The sequence below is a fragment of the Chondromyces apiculatus DSM 436 genome, from assembly GCF_000601485.1.
Taxonomy (GTDB): domain Bacteria; phylum Myxococcota_A; class Polyangia; order Polyangiales; family Polyangiaceae; genus Chondromyces; species Chondromyces apiculatus.
The window spans coordinates 17,040-36,884 of sequence record NZ_ASRX01000027.1 but is presented as its reverse complement, the minus strand read 5'-3'; the positions used below and the strand labels follow the sequence as shown (position 1 = coordinate 36,884).

General features: G+C 68.9%; 16 protein-coding genes and 1 tRNA gene. 15 read left to right on the top strand and 2 right to left on the bottom strand.

Annotation, left to right across the window (positions count from 1 at the left end; all coding sequences use genetic code 11):
* Nucleotides 1-89: 89 nt before the first annotated feature.
* The 15 genes from CAP_RS18750 to ycaC all read left to right on the top strand — a co-directional run bounded on the left by CAP_RS18750 (nt 90) and on the right by ycaC (nt 18,382).
* On the top strand, nt 90-323 hold the full coding sequence (locus tag CAP_RS18750) for a hypothetical protein (RefSeq protein WP_044242913.1): 234 nt from the start codon (nt 90-92) through the stop codon (nt 321-323).
* Nucleotides 324-336: 13 nt separating this feature from the next.
* Nucleotides 337-2,235, top strand: a complete 1,899-nt coding sequence (locus tag CAP_RS55000; RefSeq protein ID WP_044242910.1) for a hypothetical protein — start codon at nt 337-339, stop codon at nt 2,233-2,235.
* Nucleotides 2,236-2,307: 72 nt separating this feature from the next.
* Nucleotides 2,308-2,943 carry a hypothetical protein gene (locus CAP_RS18740; RefSeq protein WP_044242907.1) on the top strand — a complete coding sequence of 212 codons (636 nt, stop codon included), beginning with the start codon at nt 2,308-2,310 and terminating at the stop codon, nt 2,941-2,943.
* A gap of 60 nt (nt 2,944-3,003) precedes the next feature.
* Complete coding sequence (tssB, locus tag CAP_RS18735) at nt 3,004-3,561, top strand: type VI secretion system contractile sheath small subunit (RefSeq protein ID WP_044242906.1); 558 nt, start codon at nt 3,004-3,006, stop codon at nt 3,559-3,561.
* Nucleotides 3,562-3,602: 41 nt separating this feature from the next.
* Nucleotides 3,603-5,084, top strand: coding sequence for a type VI secretion system contractile sheath large subunit (gene tssC / locus CAP_RS18730; protein WP_044242904.1), 1,482 nt, complete (start codon nt 3,603-3,605; stop codon nt 5,082-5,084).
* A 25-nt stretch (nt 5,085-5,109) separates the two neighbouring features.
* On the top strand, nt 5,110-5,772 hold the full coding sequence (locus tag CAP_RS18725; protein ID WP_156040927.1) for a hypothetical protein: 663 nt from the start codon (nt 5,110-5,112) through the stop codon (nt 5,770-5,772).
* Nucleotides 5,773-5,831: 59 nt separating this feature from the next.
* Complete coding sequence (tssK, locus tag CAP_RS18720) at nt 5,832-7,091, top strand: type VI secretion system baseplate subunit TssK (protein WP_081865024.1); 1,260 nt, start codon at nt 5,832-5,834, stop codon at nt 7,089-7,091.
* Nucleotides 7,092-7,180: 89 nt separating this feature from the next.
* Entirely contained in the window at nt 7,181-11,053 is a 3,873-nt protein-coding gene (locus CAP_RS18715; RefSeq protein WP_044242897.1) for a type VI secretion protein IcmF/TssM N-terminal domain-containing protein, read from the top strand.
* Complete coding sequence (locus CAP_RS18710; protein ID WP_044242894.1) at nt 11,050-11,487, top strand: hypothetical protein; 438 nt, start codon at nt 11,050-11,052, stop codon at nt 11,485-11,487. The genes CAP_RS18715 and CAP_RS18710 overlap by 4 nt, the downstream gene beginning before the upstream one ends.
* A 19-nt stretch (nt 11,488-11,506) precedes the next feature.
* The gene (locus CAP_RS18705; RefSeq protein WP_044242892.1) at nt 11,507-13,252 is read left to right on the top strand and encodes an AMP-binding protein; all 1,746 of its coding nucleotides are present in this window, start codon (nt 11,507-11,509) and stop codon (nt 13,250-13,252) included.
* Nucleotides 13,253-13,272: 20 nt separating this feature from the next.
* Nucleotides 13,273-13,656 (top strand): DUF4280 domain-containing protein, encoded by a 384-nt coding sequence (locus CAP_RS18700; protein ID WP_044242889.1) that lies wholly within the window; start codon nt 13,273-13,275, stop codon nt 13,654-13,656.
* Nucleotides 13,657-13,692: 36 nt separating this feature from the next.
* Nucleotides 13,693-14,688, top strand: coding sequence for a type VI secretion system protein IglI family protein (locus tag CAP_RS18695; RefSeq protein ID WP_044242887.1), 996 nt, complete (start codon nt 13,693-13,695; stop codon nt 14,686-14,688).
* A gap of 7 nt (nt 14,689-14,695) precedes the next feature.
* Nucleotides 14,696-16,000 carry a GPW/gp25 family protein gene (locus CAP_RS18690; protein ID WP_044242885.1) on the top strand — a complete coding sequence of 435 codons (1,305 nt, stop codon included), beginning with the start codon at nt 14,696-14,698 and terminating at the stop codon, nt 15,998-16,000.
* Nucleotides 15,997-17,634, top strand: a complete 1,638-nt coding sequence (locus tag CAP_RS18685; RefSeq protein WP_044242883.1) for a hypothetical protein — start codon at nt 15,997-15,999, stop codon at nt 17,632-17,634. Before CAP_RS18690 ends, CAP_RS18685 begins: the two co-directional genes overlap by 4 nt.
* A gap of 124 nt (nt 17,635-17,758) precedes the next feature.
* Entirely contained in the window at nt 17,759-18,382 is a 624-nt protein-coding gene (ycaC, locus tag CAP_RS18680) for an isochorismate family cysteine hydrolase YcaC (protein WP_044242882.1), read from the top strand.
* Nucleotides 18,383-18,615: 233 nt separating this feature from the next.
* Here the strand turns inward: ycaC and CAP_RS18675 are convergent.
* Together CAP_RS18675 and CAP_RS18670 are read right to left on the bottom strand one after the other, a co-directional pair.
* Nucleotides 18,616-18,691, bottom strand: a tRNA-Lys gene (locus CAP_RS18675).
* A 316-nt stretch (nt 18,692-19,007) separates the two neighbouring features.
* Nucleotides 19,008-19,691 carry a hypothetical protein gene (locus tag CAP_RS18670; protein WP_044242880.1) on the bottom strand — a complete coding sequence of 228 codons (684 nt, stop codon included), beginning with the start codon at nt 19,689-19,691 and terminating at the stop codon, nt 19,008-19,010.
* Between the last annotated feature and the right edge of the window lie 154 nt (nt 19,692-19,845).

Sequence of the window (19,845 nt, the reverse complement as noted above, 5' to 3'; positions counted from 1 at the left end):
GGGTGGATCGCGGAGTGGGGGGCCCCGACGAGCTTTGCTCGGCGGGGGGCGGGGGCGCGAGCCCCTGCCGTGCAAATGAGGGAGGCGCGATGTTCGGACAGCTCAAGGCAAAGCTCGGGGTGGTGGAGGCGCGGCTGCGCATCCTCCTCGCGGGGATCGGGGCGCAGACGAGGAGCTTGAAGGGGGAGATCGCGGCGCTCGACGCCGAGGTGCGGGGGCGCTTCGACGGGCTGGAGGGCAGGGTGAAGGAGGCCGAGGGACAGGTCTCGAAACAGCTCGGCGAAGTGCGGGCGGCGGTGGCGCGGCTCGCGCCGCCGCGGTGAGCGCGGGGCGAGCATGCAGGCAGCGTGGAACAAGCTCGATGCGCTGGCGGGGTCGCTCGGGAAGCTCGACGGCGAGGCCCGGGGGGCAGCGCAGCGGGTGCGGCAGCAGATCGGCGCGGTGCCCGGCGCGGTGGTGGGGTCCTGGACGTCGCTCGGGGCAGAGATCGGCAAGGGGCGGGCGCAGCTCGGGGCGGAGGTCGACCAGCTCGACGCGGAGGTGGCGAAGGAGATCGCGGCGGTGCGCACCCTGCTGGAGCGCCAGGGCGCCGGGCTGGATGCGGGGACGGCGCAGCGGCTGGGCGCGCAGCTCAGGGCCGTGGAGGGGAAGGTCGGTCCGGCCCTCGCCGGGCTGCGGGCGGACGGGGAGGCGGCTCTCCAGGCGCTGGAGGGGAAGGTCGAGGCGGGCGCGGCGGGCACGGAGAAAGCGGCCGGGGCGCTGGGGGCCCAGCTCGCGGGGACGATGGATGCGCTGGTGGGTCAGGTGGGCGATCTTCGCAAGCGCGTCGACGAGGAGCGCGCGGCGGTGGAGAAGGCGCTGCGCGAGCTCACGGCCACCTTCACCGCGCAGATCGATGCGGCGGAGCAAGCCGCGACGGGGGCGCTGGAGGGGGCGAGGGAGCAGATCGCGCGCGGTCGCGCCGAGGTCGACGGGGCCGCGTCAGCGATGAAGCAGGCGGCTTTCGCGGCGCTCGATGCGGTGGGCGCTGCCGGGAAGGCCCTGGAGCAGAGCGTGCTCGCGCCGATCGCGGCGATGAACCAGCAGCTCGACGAGACGGAGGCGCAGCTCCGGGCGCTGGTGGATCAGGTGGGCCAGGCCCTCGACGCGATCCAGACCGAGGCGCTCGGGAAGCTCGGGGAGCTGCTCAAGCAGGTGGAGACGGCCATCGCCACCGCGCTCGAGCTCCTCGCCGCGGTGCGGGGGACGGCGGCGGCGCTGCCCCGGGAGGTGATGCCGCCCCTGCAGGCGCTGGTGCAGGCGCTGAACGAGCTGTCGTCGATGTTCACGGCGGGCGTGCAGACGCTCAACGGGGTGCTTCACCAAGGCGTCGGCGCGCTTGACAAGATCCCCGCGACGGGGCTGCCCAAGCCCCTGGTCGACCCCACCCTGAGCGCCATCAAGGGCGCGCTCGACACACTCTTGCCGGCCATCCAGCAGGCCGCAACCAAGGCGGGGGACGAGCTGTCGAAGGTCTCCCGGAAGATCCAGCAGCAGATCGAAAAGGTGAAGGGACAGGCGCTGGGGCAGGTCGACGCCGCGGTGGGGGCGATGGGAAAGCAGGTCGACGCTGCCTTGCCGCCGGTCACCGCGACCGTGCAGGCGGTGAAGCAGCAGATGGAGGCGCTCGTCGCGCAGGTCGGAGCGCGGATCGACAGCGCCAGGGATGCGGCCATCCAGCAGATCCAGGCGGGGAAAACCCGGATGACACAGGCCGTGGACGCGCTCGTCGAGCGCCTCGGGGCGCAGATCGACGCCGCAGAGCCGCAGCTCCAGAAGGGGCTGCAGGGCGTGAAGGACCAGCTCGGGGCAGGAAAGTCGCAGCTCGCGGGGCAGGTGATGCAGGCCGTCGCGGCCTTCGAAGGAGCGGTGGGCGGGGCGACGGCTCGGCTCACCCAGGCCACCCAGGGGATCGCGCAACGCATCGCGGCAGAGGGGCAGCGGGTGGAGCAGCGGGTGGAGGCGTTCGTGGCGCCCATCGCGGAGCAGGTGGATGCGTTGCGAGGGCGGATCCAGAGCGCAGAGGGTCAGGTGAACGCAACGATCGCGGCGTTTCAGGCCAGCCAAGGGGAGGCTGTGGCGGTGCTCCGGGGCGAGATCGGCAGCGCAGGCCGTGGCGCGGGGGAGTTGAGCACGGTCCGGGCGACGCTGATGGGGGAGATCACCGCGATACGAGGTCAGATGGGGGTCTCCTGAGAAGGGCGCGGTCAGGCGCTGGTCGATCGCGTCCACGACACAAAGTGTGGACCCTGGCCTTGCAGGCGCGCGATGATGCGCTCCAGCGTGGAGACGGGTGAGAACGATCTCGACTTCGACTGCGACTACCGCTTCGGGTTCAACGTGGACCCGCGCGGTCAGGGGACGGTCGGCTATCTGCTCTTCTGGAGCGGCTGCGGAGGCCTCAACCTGAAGAAGGACATCGAGGTCTGGAACCCCTTCAACGCGGCGGGGCAGACGGTGGTCACGGGCAGGACGATCCCGTGTATCGGCCTCCTGGAGAGCATGCGCTTCTCGGGCGACGAGAACGCTCCGATGCGCTTCGTGGCCTACGTGAGCCAGGACAGCGCCGCGGACATTCGCTCCAAGATTTCTCGCCCGCTCACGAGCACCAAGCTCCAGTTAGCGTTCTACGTCATCGCCTACGACGACGAGAAGAAGCAGTGGTACGAGGCCGCGTTCGTGAAGGACAAGAAGACGATGGACGCGACCCTCGACACCACGGGAGGAGAGATCCAGATCTTCATCTCGAAGTCGCCCACGCCGCTCAGCGATACCCTCGACATCAAGGTGTACCGCTTCGAGTTCCAGGTGGTCCCGGCGAAGGGCAAGACCGCCACCCTCGAATTCGCGCTCGGTCCGACGCAGCGGATCGTGCAGCAATGGACCTGGGATGACGATGCCTGAACCGTCGCCCCGCCCCGAACCTTCTCCGCGTCCATCGACGCGATTTGCTCCGGAGTAACCATGGCCATCACGGACGAGATCCCGAAATCGCGAATCACCCTCACCTACCGCATTCCCCAGGGCGTCGAGCAGAAGGAGGTCAACCTGCCCTTCCGCCTGCTGGTCCTCGGAGACCTCTCCGCGGGCACGTCGAAGGACCAGAAGCTCGAGTTCGACAAGCGCCAGATCCGGCGCCTCGACGGCAAGAACCTGAACAAGGTCATGGCCGACATGGACATGTCCATCGAGGCGACGGTGCCGAACCGCATCGATCCGAAGAACTCCGAGACGCTTCAGGTGAAGCTGCCCGTCACCTCGATGCAGTCGTTCTCCCCCGCGGAGGTGGCGCAGAACGTGCCCAAGATCAAGGCGCTGCTCCTGCTCAAGAAGCTCCTGCTCGAGGCCCAGGCGAACATCGACAACAGCAAGGACTTCCGCAAAATCCTCCGGGCGCTGGCGCAGGAGGGCAACAAGCAGGCTGCCGACGAGCTCCAGAAGCAGTTCGAGAGCTACGACAGCTTCAAGCTCCCGCCGGGGCGCGCGGACGACGCGGGCGCGAGCGAGCCGAGTGGGACCTGAGGGTCGAGGGCGGTTTCAACCGAGCAAGGATTGAGTGAGCCATGGCAGAGCAAGACCTGAGCGTGAAGAGCCTCCTCCAGAGCGTGCGCCTCTCGTCCGAGGCGCCGGAGGTGGCCAAGCCGCAGCCGATGATCAAGGACAACTTCACGACCATCGTGGAGGCGGTGACGGACGAGGAGCGGTTCCTCTCCAGCATGGCGGCGGTCCTCTACAACATGGATGTGAAGGAGGGCATCGACAAACCCAAGATCCAGGCGCTCGTCGCCAGGATCGACGAGATGGTGGGGGACCAGATCAACGAGATCCTCCACGCCCCCGAGTTCAAGGCCCTGGAGTCGACCTGGGCCTCCATCGAGGACCTGGTCCGGAACACCAACTTCAGGGCGAACATCGACATCAACCTCCTCGACGTGACCAAGGAGGAGCTGCACGAGGATCTCGAGCTGAACGCGGCGGACATCGCGGGCTCGGAACTCTTCAAGAAGGTCTACGTCGCCGAGTACGACCAGTTCGGCGGCCTCCCCTACGGCGGGATGATCGGCCTCTACGATTTCGCGAACACGCGCAAGGACATCCTCTGGCTGCGCACGATCGGGAAGATCGCCGCCGCGTCGCACGCGCCGTTCATCGCCTCGGCGTCGCCGATGCTGTTCGGGTGCAAGACGATGGCCGAGGTCAACCAGCTCCGGGACATCGAGGGCCTCTTCGACACGCCGCGCTACGCGGAGTGGAAGAAGCTGCGTTCATCCGACGAGTCCGTGTACATCGGCCTGACCATGCCCCGGTATCTGGTCCGGGCGCCCTACAACGAGATCACCAACCCCTCGGAGGACATCCGCTTCGAGGAGCAGGTCCGGGGCGACAACCCGGACGAGTACCTCTGGGGCAACTCGGCGATGCTCTTCGCGAGGAACATGGTGCGATCCTTCGAGACGTCGGGCTGGTGCCAGTACCTGCGCGGCGTGAAGGGGGGTGGCCTCTGCGACGGCCTCGCCTCGTACACGTTCGACGTGCGCGGGGAGGAGGAGCTGCGCGGCCCGGTGGAGACCACCCTGCCGGACTTCCGCGAGTTCGAGCTCGCGAAGGCGGGGCTCATTCCGCTCATCCACAAGAAGGGCACGGGTGACGCGGTGTTCTACAGCGCGCAGGCCCTGAAGCGGCCGCTCGCGCAGCAGGACCCGAAGGACGCGGAGAACCAGCAGCTCGCCTCGAACCTCACCTATACCTTCTCCGTCTCCCGCATTGCCCATTACATCAAGTGCATCATGCGCGACAACATCGGCTCGAATGCGGACGCGCCCTATGTCACGTCGCAGATTGACCGCTGGATTTCGCGGTACGTCACCACCGTGGTCAATCCCGACGATCTGACCCTGCGCTATTACCCGTTCAAGGCCTACTCCCTGGAGGTCAACCCGGTGCCAGGCAAGATTGGCTGGTACAAGTGCAATCTCTCGATACTGCCCCACATTCAGTTCGAGGGCATGGATGTGGACCTGCGCGTCGACGCGCGGCTCGGCTGAGCCTCAGATCTTCGAGGAGGACGACATGTACGATTTTCCGTGTGACTGGAAGAGCGGGTTCTTGATGGACCCGGTCAAGAAGCAGCGTGTCGGGTATCTGGTCAATTTCCAGGGGCTCGATCTGGGGGAGTACCTCAAGCAAGACATCGAGGTCTTCTGCCCGTACAACGCCGACGCTTCGTACAAGGGCATCACCGCGCCCGCGGACGGGGGTGGCAGCGGCATGAAGAAGGTGACGGTCGTCGGCGTCATCGACAGCTTCTCGTGGGGCGGTGGTGTGGGTGATCCCATCTCCATCAGCGCCTACATCTCCGCGGAGAACGCGCAGCAGCTCCAGGTCAAGCAGCAGACGACCCTGAAGAACACCAAGGTGACCAAGCTCTCGTGGTGGCTCGTCAACTTCGACGAGGAGACCAAGGCCTGGTTCGAGGAGGCGTACCCGATGAACCCTCAGGAGGTCGCCGGACAGCTCAACGCGCCAGGGAAGACGGACATCCGCCTGTCCATTGCCAGCGAGGCCGTGAAGGTCGCGCCCAACATCGACGTCAACGTCTACAACGTCTTCTTCGAGATCGTCCCTGCCGCCAACTCGACGTACGATCTGCGGTTCGCCACCTCGGCGAGCAAGCAGTTCGTCAAGGGCTGGGGCCTCAAGGTCGGCACGCTCGCCGAAGCCTCGATGAAGTGAAGGGGCCGCGCCGGGCCCGCGCAGGCCGGCGCGCTTGAAGCGGCGGCGGCCTCCAGCGAATGCATGTGAAGAAAGTCGTCCATCAGACCGCACGGGTGCACTGGCACATGGGCCAGGCCCTCCTTCCGGAGCACTTCTACGCACAGGAGAAGTCGCTCCGGGAGGAGGTCGCCCTCAGACTCCGGCTCTCTCCTGCGCCCTCCTGGGGGCTCGGGACGCTGGAGATCGACGGGTTCCAGCTCCAGAAGGGCATCGTCAGCATCCAGGAGATGAGCCTCGTCCTGCCCTCGGGCACGATCGTGGACATCCCGGGCAACACCGCGCCCGCGACGCTGAACCTGAACACCACGGGGGCGTCGAGCGCGCTCGTGTACGTGCACCTGCAGAGCGGCTACGACGTGGTCGCGCTGGGCGCGGGAGACGCAGGCGAGGAGGGGATCGAGCGCATCGTCCAGCGGGTGGAGCTGTCGAGCCAGCCGACCTCGGAGACGGCGGCGCAGACCTTCAAGCTGGCCTCCTTCGCGTGCAGCCCCGAGGGGCTCTGGACCCTGCGCACCGATTTCCTCCCGGCTCTGGTCTGCGTGGGGCGCTCGGCGCCGCTCTTCGAGGAGCAGCGGCGGCGGATGCGCGCCATCGCCCGGGCCCTCCGGCAGGCCTTGCTCGACGAGGTGACCCAGAACCACCTGGCGGCGGACGGTCAGTCGGCCGCGAAGCAGGCCTTGCGCGGAGTCTTCGCGTTCATGGAGCTGCTCGATGACGTGGAGCAGGGCATCGCGCCCCACCCGTACGAGGTGTTCCGGGCCCTCCGGAGCCTCCACACCGACGTCTGCGTGGCCCGGGGCATCGATCCGACCGAGATCGCCGCGCGTTACCAGCACGAGGAACTCGCGGAGTGCCTGGAGGTGCTGCTCGGGGCGCTGGAGGAGCAGGCGCAGATCGGCCGGCCGAGCGTGCCTTACGTCGCCTTCACGCAGCGTGAGGGGATGCTGGAGTGCGCCCTCGGCCCGGAGATCAAGCGCGCTCGGGACGTCTTCCTCCTCGTCCAGAAGCCGCAGGTCTCGACGAAGCTCGAACTCGGCGCCGTCAAGCTCGCGAGCCCCACCCGCCTGCACACGGCTTACGAGCGCGCGCTCAAGGGGATCCCGTTCGCGCGCGTCGACAGCCCGCCCTTCCAGCAAGGCTTCTCGTCGCACGTGGAGATCTTCGCGCTCTCGCCTGGCCAGGAGTGGGACTACGCGATCCGCGAGGGCAAGGTCGTTCTCTTCGATGCGCCGCAGCTTGCCGGATCGCGGCTCTATCTCTACTGGCGCACCGAGTGAGCGCCCACGGTAAGGGCTGAATTCTTGGCGGTATTCTCCGGCCAGCCTACATTGTGCGGGCCCCCTCCAGGCCCGATTGAGCGCCCGGGATGAAGCCCCTCGACGACGCGCAGCACAAGGTAGAGAGCCTCACGGCCGAGATAGATCCCCGCCTGACCGCGGCGGGCATCATCCTGGTGCCGATCCTCGCCGTCGCCGCCGTCGCCCTCTACAAGCGCTACAACACCCAGAAGGCGGCCAAGAAGGCCGCGCAAGCGCCCCCACCGGCCGCGCTGGCGGCGCTGGCTTCAGGGGAGGCGCAGGGGTCGCAGGTCGGGCCGTTCCAGCTCAGGCTGGCCTGGAGGCGCTTCCTCGGGAGGCTGCCTCCGCAGTACCGGCGCTCGATCCTCAACTTCGAGCATTTCGTGGTGCTGGGGGCCGCCGCGAGCGGCAAGAGCACGGTCATCGACGCCTACAGCGACTGGCGGCGACAGGCGAAGCAGGCGCTGCCGAGTCAGCCCGACGACAAGGATCTGCCGGTTTATCTCGGCTCGAACGCCGTGATGATGGAGATCCCAGCCAAGGTCCTGCACGACGAGGGCGCGGCGGTGGGGGCGGCCCTCAAGCACCTCTGGAGGCCGCTCTACACCAGGCGCTCGCCGACGATCATCGTCGTCGTCGACGCCCGCAGGCTCCTCGGGGATACGCACGGCGACATCGAGGACCTGGCAGATACGCTCCGCGGCAAGATCAACCTGCTCAGCGGGATCCGCAAGCGGGCCCTGGAGGTGCGGGTGATCCTCACCCACCTCGACGCGATGGAGGGCTACACCGACTTCGCCTCGTTCTGTCGCGACCAGGGGATCCCCCTACGGGTGGGGCTCGCCGGGAACGAGGACCTCGGCGCGCACCTGGACGCCTGGCTGGAGGGCCTGGGGCAGCACTTGCCCCGCGCCCTCACCCTGCTCGACGCGCACGCTTACCGGCGGCTGATCGCTTTCCTGAGGGCGGCCCCGCCGCTCCTTCCGCCGCTGCGTCACCTCCTCACCTCGCTCTTCGTCGACGAGCCGCTCTCGCCCACGCCGGTCCGCGGGGGGCTCTTCCTCGCCTCCGCGCCTCCCAGCCCCCCGAACCCCCTGCGCCGGGCCTCGGCGCGCGGGCCCGGGCCAGACCCGCGGCTCCGGCACCTCGTCGGCACGGCGCTCGTCGCCAGCGGGGTGATGACGTTCCTCGCCATCTCCTTCACCCACCAGCACGGGCTGTGGAAGGCGGCGGACGGCGCCCTGCGCCGCTACAAGCCGGCCACGGCCGACATCGCGAACGAGCGGGTCCTGCGCGCGTCCATCACCACGTTCACGGAGCACCACGCGTCGTGGCTGGACACCCACCCGGACTTTTTCGAGGCCCCCCGAGAGCGGATGCGGACCGTCTTCTCCGAGGCGATCCGGAGCGAGCTGCTCCTGCCAGGTCTCCGCAAGGTCGCGGAGCTGGGGAGGATGAGCGAAGATCAGCTCAAGCTCCCGTACCAGCGGAGCCTGTACTTCCTGGCGCTGATCCACAGCGATCGGTTCGACGATCTGGGGATCATCCGGTCGAGCGAGGCGCAGAACAACCTGGACGCCTGGGTCTCGATGACGAGCCTCGACCCCGAGCTGATCGTCGATTACCTGGAGAACACCGATCAGCGGCTCCGCACGCCGGTATCGTTCCAGATCGACGGCGCGTCGCTCAACAAGCTCGACGGCGAGGGGCCCTGGCGTGAATTCTTCGGCGCCGTGCAGGAAGCGATGCGGGCGCACGTGGTCGAGCCGGTCGCGCTCGAGGCGATGCAGCGCAGGGCCAGGGAGCTGGAGCGCGATCTCGATCGGCTCAGGTATGCGAGGCTCACGCTCGGCATCCTCGAGGAGCTCGACCGTCACGACGCCGATGCTGGCGCGCGAGGAGGTGGAAACGACAGGGGCGAACCCGAGGAAAAACGCGCACAGTACGTGAGCCTCACGCGCGCCTACGACCGGCAGTTCGGCACGTTCCTGCAGAAGTACGAGGCGTTTCGCGCCCTCGACGTGGAGGAGCTGAAGGGGATCCTCAAGGCGGTGGGCGGCGTGGATCTCGCCGTGGTGGAGGATCGAGGCCTGCTCGTGGAGCTGGTGAGCAGCCTGGAGAGCCTCTACGCGAAGCGGCCGCGCGAGGAGGATCCCTGGATCATCGTGCTCCGAGGCGAGGGCCTGGTCTTCGAGGAGCACGAGTGGATCGCGGTCATCCGCGACAGCAAGGCGAGCCTGCTCATCGGGGCCTTCATCCGCTACGACGCGCTGCGCTCGTCGATTTTCTTCCGGGCCACCGGTGACGAGCCCCAGCCCGTGGCGTGGAACCCGGCTGGCGATGGCGCCTCGGTCTTCCAGGGCCGATCGGTGATCCAGGGGCGCTACACGCGCGCCGCCTACGACGCGCGCGTTCGCGGTCCGGTGCTCAGGCTGCGCGACCTGCTCGACGATCTGGATGCGAGCAAGCAGCCCTCGAAGATCGACGCGCAAGAGGTGAAGGTCGACCAGCAGAAGGCGAAGGATCGCAAGCAGGATGCCGATCAGCTCGTCGACTTCGTGAGGAGTCAGGTGGAGCGGTACGCGGCCGAGTATCACCAGCAGACCGCGGGCTTCGTGCAGGGGTTCGCGCTGGTCACCCCCTCGGACGAGGCGCTCCGCGTCGCGCTCGCGCTGATGAGCGACAAGGGCGGAGGCACGACCTTCGACGATTTCCTGCGGATCGTGGACGGCAACGTGAACCTGAACGTCCTGGATCCGTCGACCAGGGGCGACGAGCCCATGCTCGCGCCGATGAAGAAGCTCGCAGACCAGTTCGGGCGCTGGCACGAGGTGGTCGATGGCGGGGCGGCGGCGCCCAAGGTGACCCAGTACAAGGCCATCCTCGACCAGATGCTCAAGGATCTCGGCGCCTCCCAGGCGGCGGCGCCCGCCGAGGCGCCCAAGGAGGCCGCGAGCCCTGCCGCTGCGACCGGTGGCGGGGGCGGGGGCAAGACCGACGAGACGCTGGAGCAGGCGCTCGCGCCGTCGGGGCGCCTCGCCCTCGCGAACCTGCGCGGCGACGCGGGCGCCTACGCGGCGCTGATCCGCGACTGGATCAAGGGCACCGGGCTGCCGCAGGAGCAGCAGGGCCCCTTCCTCGCGCCCCTGGCGCGGGTCTCCTCCATCGGTCAGCGGGACATCGAGGGCGTGGTGGGGCGCGTGTTCCGCCGGGATCTGCTGCCTGATCTGGAGCGGGTGGTCACGAAGTTCCCCTTCGACCCCGCCGCCACGGAGGAGGTGAGCCCCGAGGAGCTCACCGCGCTCTTCCACCCCAAGGACGGGCGCGTCTACGACGTGTTCCGCCGTTACCTCGAGCCGGTGTCCCAGGTCGACGGCAGCCATGGCTTCGCGCTCCGCCCCTCGCTCCAGGCGCGCCTCACGATGCCCGAGGGGATGTACCGGATCCTCAACGCCGCAGGCGTGATCTCCGCGCGCCTGTGGGACGAGAAGGGCAAGCCCCGGCCGCTCTCGTACCAGCTCTCGACCGTGCCCCTCGGGAGCGCGCCGCGTGACGGGGACGCGCTCACGCTCGTCTACGTCAAGGTGGGGTCGGAGTCGCTGTTCAACTTCAACCAGAAGCCCACGGAGAAGGTGCTGGCAGTCGACTGGACCACGCCGTCGACGGCCCTGGTCGGCGTGCAGCTCACCGACGTCGCGTCGAAGGAGACCTCCTTCCCGCCACCCCTCGCGGTCGAGGGAGCGCACTTCAGCCTGCTCCGCCTCCTCCGGAAGGCGCAGCAACCCCCGGCGACCCTGAAGCAGGCCGCCCCCGCCCAGCTCTACACCTGGGAGATCCGGCCCATCAGCAGCTCGCCCGTCCAGGCCCAGGTGGTGGTCGCGGGCAACCCCTGGGAGACGTTCACGATCGGCAAGGCCGTGGCCGCGGCGAGGTCGCAGTGACGGGGCGCGCAGGTTGGTTCGCCGCGAAGCTCGCCGCGACGCTCGCCGCGTCGAGCCTGGCCGTGCTCACGGCGTGCGGGTCTGCCTCGACCAGCATCTCCGTCGAGGCGCCCACGAAGGCGAACGACGGCGCCATGCTGTACATGATGATCCGCAACGCGGACAAAGCGGTCACGGCAGAGGGCTACCAGGACGCGGCAGCGAAGCTCTTCGGAGGGGAAGAGGCCGATCCGCAGATCCTCAGCCGCCAGCCGATCTTTCCTGGCCGGGACGTGACGGTCACCCTGGAGGAGACCGGGCCGAACGGGATCGTGATCTACTTCTTCTTCACGGCGCCCTCGGGGGAGTGGCGGGTGCAGCTCCAGAAGCCGCTCCCTTCGCAGGTCACCATCAAGCTCGGAGCGCACGAGATCGAGCGCACCGAGAAGCGCTGACGCTGCGGCCAGGCATCGCATGGAGAAGCGAGGCGCGCCCGTCCCGGATCCCGAGCGGCTCGATCTGCGCGCCATCGTCGAGACGCTGCGCCGTGGCAAGGCGGACGGCGCCTTCCTGCAGGGCTTCTTGCCGGCCACCTACGCGGCGGGAGCGCGGTTTCGCCGGGCGCTCTATGCGCACGCGGCGCGGCGGCCCGGTGGGCTGAAGGGCCGGGCCGACGAGGGGTACGACGTCTACCACGATTGCGTCGTCGTGCACCTCGGTGCGCGGCGGCGGGCGTTCGTGGCGGCAGGGGCGGGGAGCGACCAGGAGATCTCGTTCGACAACCTGCACGTCCGCGCCGGCGCGCTCGCGGGTGCCTGGAAGGGTGCCGGGGTGGAGCCTGGACAGGCGCTCGCCCTGATCCTGCCGCTCTCGGTGGAGTACGTCGTCGCGCTCCTCGCCGCGCTGCGCCTCGGCGCCGTGATCGCCCCGGTGCCGCCCATGGGACCGACCTTCGTCCGCAACCGTGTCGAGCGGCTCGCGCCCGATCACGTGGTCACTGCCGAGCGCTACCGGCACCTGCTCGGGCCGGGCGCGGCCTCCCTCTCCCTTCTGCCGCTCGCGGCGCCCCTGCAGGGGCCGGCCGCGCCGCCGTCGCACTGGTACGCGCCCGACGAGCCGGTCGCCCGTGTCCTCTCGACGTTCGGCGATGCTGCTGCGGCGCCGGTCGAGGTCCCCGCGGCGGCCCTGCACGAGGCGCTCCTGCGCGACGGGCTGGTGGTCCTGGGGCTGGACGAGGCGGACACCCTGGCGGCTCCAGGGTTCGACCTGGTGCAGTTCCAGCCCCACCTCCTCCTCGCCACGCTCGCGGCAGGCGCGGCGTACGCCGAGGTCGCGCCCGAGGACGTGGAGGCGGATCCGCGGGTGCTCGATCGGCTCGGCGTCACGGTGCTCGGTGTCTCCCGCAGCCTCCGGGACGTCGTCCTCCGACGAGGTTCATCGGCCGTCCCGAGGTCCTCCCGCGCGTGGTTCCGCAGCCTCACCGAGGTGGTCGAGCCGGAGCTGTGGGACACGCTCGCCCGCGCCCTCTGGGAGCGCAAGCTCCCGGGCTTCGGGGTGGTCAGCTCCGCCGCGGCGGCCGGGGTGCACCTCTTCGCGCCGCCCTCGCCCCCCGCGATCGTGCCGCGCGTGTGGCCCGTCCCGGGGAAGGCATGGCTGCTCGCGGAGCTTGCGGCGGGGTCGCTCGCCGCGCTGAACGCCGCGGGGATGTACACGCCGCTCCGCGACGATGCGCCCGACCTCACCGGGATGCCGCGCCTCGTCCTCGCGCGCGATCCCGACGGGCTCGTCCTCGCCGGTGCGATCGACGTGGGTCGGCAGGCGCAGGCCTATCCGACGGCCGAGGTCGCGCGGGCCGTCGAGCGCGTGCCCGGCGTGCAGCACGCAGCCGTGGTGGTCTCCCCGGGGGGAGCCCCGAACGACGCGAAGATCGTGGTGATCGCCTTCGTGGAGGACGAGCGCGGGCCCGATGGCCAGATCCTCCTCCCCGTCACGCCGAGGTCCATCGATGCCCTCGTCCAGCGCGAGATGGGCAAGCCCTTCGCGCCAGATCGGATCGAGATCTTCCCGCTGCGGCCGCGCCTCGTGGAAGGCGTCGCGGACGAGGCCTGGTGCCGCGCGCAGTACCTCGGGGGGACCCTGCACGAGAAGGCGCGCTCGGAGGTGTTCGTGCTGCTCTCGCGGCTCGGCTACATCCTTGCCCGCCCGAAGGCTGCCGAATAACATGCCGGTGAGGTCATCGCATGGCATCCCTCGCGTGCCTGGGGGCAACGTTGACGTGCTCCATGGGCATGGCTCCCTCGGCGCTCCTCGTCCTCCCCGTCAACCGCGTGCTCGGGACGACGCCGATGGCCAACATCATGGACAACAAGCCGTTCCTGAACGTGCTGCCCTTCGCGATGTGCCGGAGCCCCGCGAACCCTGCGGTGGCCGCGGCGACGGCAGCCGCGCTCGGCGTGCTCACGCCCATGCCTTGCGTGCCCGTCACGCCAGCGCCGTGGGTCGCCGGGGTCCCGACGGTGCTCATCGGCGAGATGCCGGCGCTCGACATGAACGCGAAGCTCCTCTGCGCGTGGGGTGGATCCATTTCCATCACGAACCCTGGGCAGGTCGTGGCGCAGGGCTGAGCGAGGGCCCCCGAAGACGCCTGCACGAGGTGAGTCATGGCGCGTGAGCTGGCGATGTTCCTCGAGCCGATCGACGTCCTGCCCGAGCCAGGGCTCGACGCGGGAGATCCTCGGCTCGCGGAGATGGTGTCTCTTGCCGAGCGCGACCAGTACGGCGCCGCGGCGGATCTGGCCGAGGAGGTCACCCGCGAGGGGGTCCACGACGTCCGGGCGCTGTCGTTCCTGCTCTACCAGGCGTTTCGCGAGGGCGGGCTCGCGCGCGTCGACCTCTTGTTCGAGGTGATCGTCACCTCGCTCGGCCCGAACTTCGAGGCCTTCGGCCCGGCCCGGCGGCGCGCGGAGCATTTCAACAAGCGGCTCTCCTGGCTGTTCGACACCATGGCCAGAGCCCTGGAGTACCACCAGAAGCACGGCACGCCGGAGTGGGGCGCGCTCCGGGAGGGGCTCGATCCAGGCGCTCTTGAGAGGGTCCTCCAGGCCGGTCAGCGTGTCGCCGAGGCGCTCTCGGCCGACCCCTACGCGAGCGCAGGGCAGGCCTTCGGGCGGCTCATGAGCTTCCTGCGCGCGCACGCGGAGGCGCTCGCCAAGGCACCTGCGCCGGGAGCCGTGCCCGCTGGCGGGCAGCCCGCACCGACGTCGAAGGAGGACGGGCCGAGCCCCTCGGCACCCGCGCTGGCGTCTGCCGGCGAAGACGCGGCCATGCCCACGCCCGCCGGCGGCGCGCCCCAGAGGCGCGTGGAGTTCATGGCCTCGCACCCGCTCCTGGAACTCCTGGCCAAGCTGCAGGCCTTCGAGGCCCTGGTCGAGCGCGGCGAGATGGGAAAGGCCGCCATCGTCGCCGACGACGTGCAGCAGCTCATCGAGGGCTTCGACCCCCGGCTCTACTTCCCCGAGATCTTCGTCCGCTTCAGCGCGCTGCTCAGCGATCACATCGGCCTCCTCTCGGAGCACCTGGAAGAACGCGACTCGGTGGCGTGGAAGGCGCGTCGCCAGTTCTACCTCGTGGACCTTGAGGGGTTCGTCCGCGGGTAGGGGCGCGATGGATCCGGGCAACCACGCGGGGGCAACCTTCGAGCAGAGGATCACGGAGGAGGCGCGGCGCTTCGATCTGCGGGCGCTGCTCGAGGTGCTCCACGACAGGGGCTACGCGCGCGAGGACATCCTCTTCGAGGGCGCGCGCGAGGACGCGACCTCGGCGACGATCGTCGAGGCCATCCGCTTCCGGGATCCGCCAGCGCGCGGCGCGGTGATCACCCTGAACCTGGGGCTCTTCAGCGACGGGACCCTCCTGCCGAGCTACTTCCTGGAGGTGATCGAGGACAGCCCGGATCCCGAGCGCTTCCACGACTTCATCCGCTTCTTCGAGCACCGCTTGTGCGAGGGCTACATGCGGGCCGTGTACCCCGAGGACCCGGGGGGCCCGTACGGGGACTACCAGCGCGCGCTCGGCGCGTTCTTCCGGATGCTGGGGCTCGGATCCGTGAGCACGCTGCAGTGGCTGTGGCAGCTCCATTTCCCGGAGCTCAAGGTGCGGGTGACGCGGCGGGCCTTCGCGAGCGAGACGGCGAGCCACGCCTTCCGGACGGGTGAGTCGAGGCTCGACGGCACGGGGATCATCGGCCGCGTCTACCCCTGGGAAGCCGCAGGGTTCATCGTCGACATCATCGCCGAGGACGAGACCGACGAGAAGGGACGGCCCTGGCCAGGACTCGTCCGCGCCCGGATGAGCGCGCGGCTCTTGCCCTTGCTCGACCCGTTCCGGATCCCCCTCCTCGTGCGTCTGGTGGTGCTTTATCACGCGAGCTGGGCGAAGGTGGAGGCGTCGCTCGCCGAGGCGCAGGGGTATCTCGGCTACGAGCGGCTGCGCGACGCGGCCGCGTCACCCCACACGATGATCCTCTACCGCGGGGTGACGGGAGAGCGCAGGGCAGGCGAGGGAGAGCAGGGCGGGATGTTCTTGTACAAGCACTTCGTGGGCGGGTCCGCGGTGAGCGAGGCTGAAGACGTGGTGCGCAACCTGCGCCATGTCCTCGGTACCAAGCGCGGCGCCGGGTACTTCCTGCGCTCGTTCGGGCTGACGGACGTCGGTTACCGGACGCAGGAGGAGATGGTCGTGACGCTCATGACCGAGATCGAGGAGAACATCCGGCTCTACGAGCCGCGCGTCGAGCTGGTCGACATGGACGAGGGGTACGACGACGACGGGGGCCGCGCCCACCTCGAGGTGAGGCTCAGGCTCCGCAGCACGGAGGAGCGGCTGGCGCTCGTGGTCGATCTCGCGACGCGGACGTTCGACTTCCGCGCCGAGACCAAGGACGGTCCGAGCGGGCCAGGGTCGACATGAGCGGGACCGAGGGAGGGGACACCTTCATCGACCGCCTCACCGCCACGCTCGCGCTCACCATCTCCGGCGAGACCTTCCCGGTCGGGGCCGGCAATCTCAAGCGCTTCACGCTCGACATCGAGCCCTGGGGCTTCGAGGGCAGCGCTTCCTTCTCCTTCGTGGCCAGCGCCGCGCAGAGCGAGGACACCCTCTTCGCGAAGTACATGGACGAGAGCCTCGTCGAGGTCTCGCTGACCCTGGCCAGGGCCTTCGGTGATGCGGAGGAGGAGGCGACAGGGATGACCGTGAAAGGGATCGTCACGGACAGGCGGGTGACGGAGCGCGCCTTCCCCGACGTCGCCGGCCAGCCCGTCCTGCACCGGCAGTACGCGATCCGCTTCGAGGACCGCGGCAACGCCCTCTTCCGGCACCATCACCCGACCGCGCTCTACGTCGACAAGAGCCTGAAGGAACTCATCGAGGCCAACAAGCCGGACGGGGTCACCATCGCCCACCAGTGGAGCGCTGGAGAGACGAAGCACCCGGTGCTCTCGCTCGGGCTCGGCGTCGACGGGAGCGAAGCCTCCTTCCGCGACTACCTCTTCTGGGTGCTCGACAAGGAGAACGCCGGCCTCTTCTACGACACGGCCGAGGACTGCTACCAGATCCTCTCCGCGAAGCCCGGAGACGGAGAGGCCAAGGATCTGCGCCTGAGCACCGTGGCCTCCATCGAAGCGCACCTCCCTTCCTTGCGCCGGGACGCGGTGAGCGTGCTCAACGCCTCCACGGAGGCGGCGATCAAGAAGAAGGACATCGCCAACGACAGGGCGGTGCAAGGGCTACGCACGGACCACTTGATCCGCTCACCCATCGCGAGCCACCTCGACGACCGGGTGACGCTCGAGACCGCGCGCGCCCAGCCGCACGAGCCGGAGGCCGTCGTCCGCTTCCGCATGTTCCCGCCGACGCCGCTCCTGCCCTCGATGAAGGTCACGCTCGAAGAGACCTTCGGCCAGAGCGTCTACCAGTACGGGAAGACGTACCGCGTCGCCTCGACGCACCTCAGGGCGGAGGCCGAGAGGTCAGGAGCGACCGAGGACCACGGCGAGGAGAGCAACACCTACCGCATCGCGCACGAACTCCGGCTCGAACTCGCGTCGGACGCCGCCTTCCGTCATCCGGGGTTCCAGCAGCCGATCTGGCCATTCCACGTCGAGGGAAAGATCCTCAGCGAGACCGGTGAGGAGAACCAGGGCACGTACCAGACGTACGAAGAAGAGGGGACCTCGCTCGACGTCTACAGGGTGAAGGTGCCGCTCTGGGGCGACGTGACCGTCATCGTGTCCTTCGAGCCGAACCTGCAGATCGGCCACTTTTACTTCCCGGCCTACAGGGACGCTCGGGTGCTGCTGGCGCTCAGCTACGACCGGGCGCGGATCTGCGCCTTCCTCGACTGGCGCCCGGGGGCGCGGCTGCCGGCCGACACGCAGGGCAACCAGATCCTCGTCGGAAAAGCCGCGGAAGACCAGACAGCCATCCGCCACGTGTACACGGACGGAAAGCCCGAGCTGACGATCACGCGGTCCAAGGACAACGACCTGCAGGTGATCACCGTCTCCGAGGGGACGATCCGCTTCGAGACACGGGAGACGTAGCGCTCAGGAATGTGGACAGCGCCGGCCCCTCGCGGCTACCACGTCGCTGCGCCACGGCCGACGGCCACACGCCAGGCTCGTCGCTGGAGCCACCTGGATCGATCGAGCGCAGGAGATATCCATCATGCCCCAAGGATTCAAATACAACCGCCTGGTCAAGGACGATGCCGCGTGCCTGCTGGTGGACCACCAGTCGGGCCTGATCTCGCTGGTGCAGGATTTCTCGCCCGGTGAGTTCAAGAACAACGTGCTCGCCCTGGCGGCCTGCGCGCAGTACTTCAAGCTCCCGACGATCCTCACCACCAGCTTCGAGGCCGGCCCCAACGGCCCCCTGGTGCCGGAGCTCCGGCCCATGTTCCCCGACGCGCCCTACATCGCGCGCCCCGGCAACATCAACGCCTGGGACAACGAGGACTTCGTCAACGCCGTGAAGCAGACCGGGCGCAAGCAGCTCATCATCGCCGGCGTGGTCACCGAGGTCTGCGTGGCCTTCCCGGCGCTCTCCGCCATCGAGGCGGGCTACGACGTCTTCGTGGTCACCGACGCCTCGGGCACCTTCAACGAGGTCACCCGCCACGCCGCCTGGGCGCGCATGGCAGCCGCCGGCGTGCAGCTCATGAACTGGTTCGGAGTGGCCTGCGAGCTGCACCGCGACTGGCGCAACGACATCGAGGGCCTGGGCGCGCTCTTCTCCAACTACATCCCCAACTACCGGAACCTGATCACCAGCTACGAAGCCAGGAAGTAGGCGCGGCGTCGAGGCGCAGCGGGATCGCGCCTGGGTCGGACGCGCGCCGCATCCTCGACCAGCTCGGCCTCCAGCGGGGAGTGCTGGTGATCTTCGACCGGAGGGCGGAGGCCGGGCCCAGCGAGGAGCGGACCCGGTTCGAGGAGGCCCGGACTGAGGAGGGCCACGCGGTGACGGTGCTGCGGGCCTGAGGGCGCTGGGCGCCCCGGATGGTCTCCTCAGCAGTGTGCAGGTGGTGGGTCGACAGGGACTCGAACCCTGGACCTACGGGTTAAAAGCCCGCAGCTCTACCGACTGAGCTATCGACCCTGCTTTCGAGGCCGCGACCCTAGCACGACACTTCTGGACGCGCCGCAGTAACTTTGCGTCAATTTCCGCCCCAACCCCCGCCTCAAGTCTTCCTCCTCACCTCTCACCCTCACCAGCCCCCCCTCCAGCGGGCGCCCACGGCCCTCCGCACCTCACCGCTTGACCTTCCACCTGCTGGAGACTCCCTCGGCGCGGTCGCTCGGAGCCCACCGAGCAGGATCTCCGGAGGTTGTGTGCCGTGACCAGACTCTCCAACGACGAACGACGCGCCGTCATCGCAACCCGGCGTCACCCGCCGGGGCCACGCGGCCCGGCGTCACCCGTCGCCGTTCAGCGCCGTGAAGGTGAACCGATCCCGCCGCTTGATCACCACCCGGCTGATGGTCCCGTTCGGGAGCACCACCTGATAGGCGGGCTCGGGCAGCGGATCGGAAGGGTAGAAGCCGTCCTGCAGCCCGACCACGGTCACCTGGATGCCGCGCTCGAGATCGCCGGCGGAGACGCCCTCGGGCGCGGCCTCGAGCGTCACCTCGTGGTGGAAGTTCTGCCGCTGGGTGATGACGTGGGACAGGAAGACATCCCCGTCGCGCCCGAACAGCAGGTAGGTCAGCGCGGCGGGATACTTCGGCGCGAACTGATTGAGCGGGTTGTAATACACCAGCCTCTGAGGAACGAAGGTGACGATCCCGAAGTGATTGAGGTCATCAATCGCCGTGCGGTACAGATCGGCCACGAAGTTGCCCCGGAGCAGATCGTAGAGCACCGCCGGCGTCTGGGAGAGCGCCAGGATCAGCGTCTGGGGCTCGATCTGGCGCATGCTGATCAGGCGTTGATGATCGGATTCGCTCGTCAGCGTCACCTCCTGGATGACCTGGTAGGCATGCTCCGGCATCAGGAACATGGCCGAATGCGCCAGGTAGAGGTTCTGCGACCCGAACACGACGAAGGCGTGCTTCATCGGTTGGTCGCTGCTCTGGGAGTCCAGCTTGAGTCGGTCCATCGAACGTCTTGCTCCTTCTGGTGGGACGGGCGCGGGGGCGCACTCACGGAGCCCGGCTCCCGGCGTCCCGCTCGGCCTGCGGGCATCGCACGGGCCGTGCCAGCGCTTGCGCCGGCCGGGCGCGATCCACCCCGCGACTGCGGTGCCCTCTTGG

Coding starts and splice junctions, on each gene's coding strand:
- CAP_RS18750 (WP_044242913.1), top strand. CDS start 90: ATGTTCGGACAGCTCAAGGCAAAGCTCGGGGTGGTGGAGGCGCGGCTG.
- CAP_RS55000 (WP_044242910.1), top strand. CDS start 337: ATGCAGGCAGCGTGGAACAAGCTCGATGCGCTGGCGGGGTCGCTCGGG.
- CAP_RS18740 (WP_044242907.1), top strand. CDS start 2,308: ATGATGCGCTCCAGCGTGGAGACGGGTGAGAACGATCTCGACTTCGAC.
- tssB (WP_044242906.1), top strand. CDS start 3,004: ATGGCCATCACGGACGAGATCCCGAAATCGCGAATCACCCTCACCTAC.
- tssC (WP_044242904.1), top strand. CDS start 3,603: ATGGCAGAGCAAGACCTGAGCGTGAAGAGCCTCCTCCAGAGCGTGCGC.
- CAP_RS18725 (WP_156040927.1), top strand. CDS start 5,110: ATGTACGATTTTCCGTGTGACTGGAAGAGCGGGTTCTTGATGGACCCG.
- tssK (WP_081865024.1), top strand. CDS start 5,832: ATGCATGTGAAGAAAGTCGTCCATCAGACCGCACGGGTGCACTGGCAC.
- CAP_RS18715 (WP_044242897.1), top strand. CDS start 7,181: ATGAAGCCCCTCGACGACGCGCAGCACAAGGTAGAGAGCCTCACGGCC.
- CAP_RS18705 (WP_044242892.1), top strand. CDS start 11,507: ATGGAGAAGCGAGGCGCGCCCGTCCCGGATCCCGAGCGGCTCGATCTG.
- CAP_RS18700 (WP_044242889.1), top strand. CDS start 13,273: ATGGCATCCCTCGCGTGCCTGGGGGCAACGTTGACGTGCTCCATGGGC.
- CAP_RS18695 (WP_044242887.1), top strand. CDS start 13,693: ATGGCGCGTGAGCTGGCGATGTTCCTCGAGCCGATCGACGTCCTGCCC.
- CAP_RS18690 (WP_044242885.1), top strand. CDS start 14,696: ATGGATCCGGGCAACCACGCGGGGGCAACCTTCGAGCAGAGGATCACG.
- CAP_RS18685 (WP_044242883.1), top strand. CDS start 15,997: ATGAGCGGGACCGAGGGAGGGGACACCTTCATCGACCGCCTCACCGCC.
- ycaC (WP_044242882.1), top strand. CDS start 17,759: ATGCCCCAAGGATTCAAATACAACCGCCTGGTCAAGGACGATGCCGCG.
- CAP_RS18670 (WP_044242880.1), bottom strand. CDS start 19,691: ATGGACCGACTCAAGCTGGACTCCCAGAGCAGCGACCAACCGATGAAG.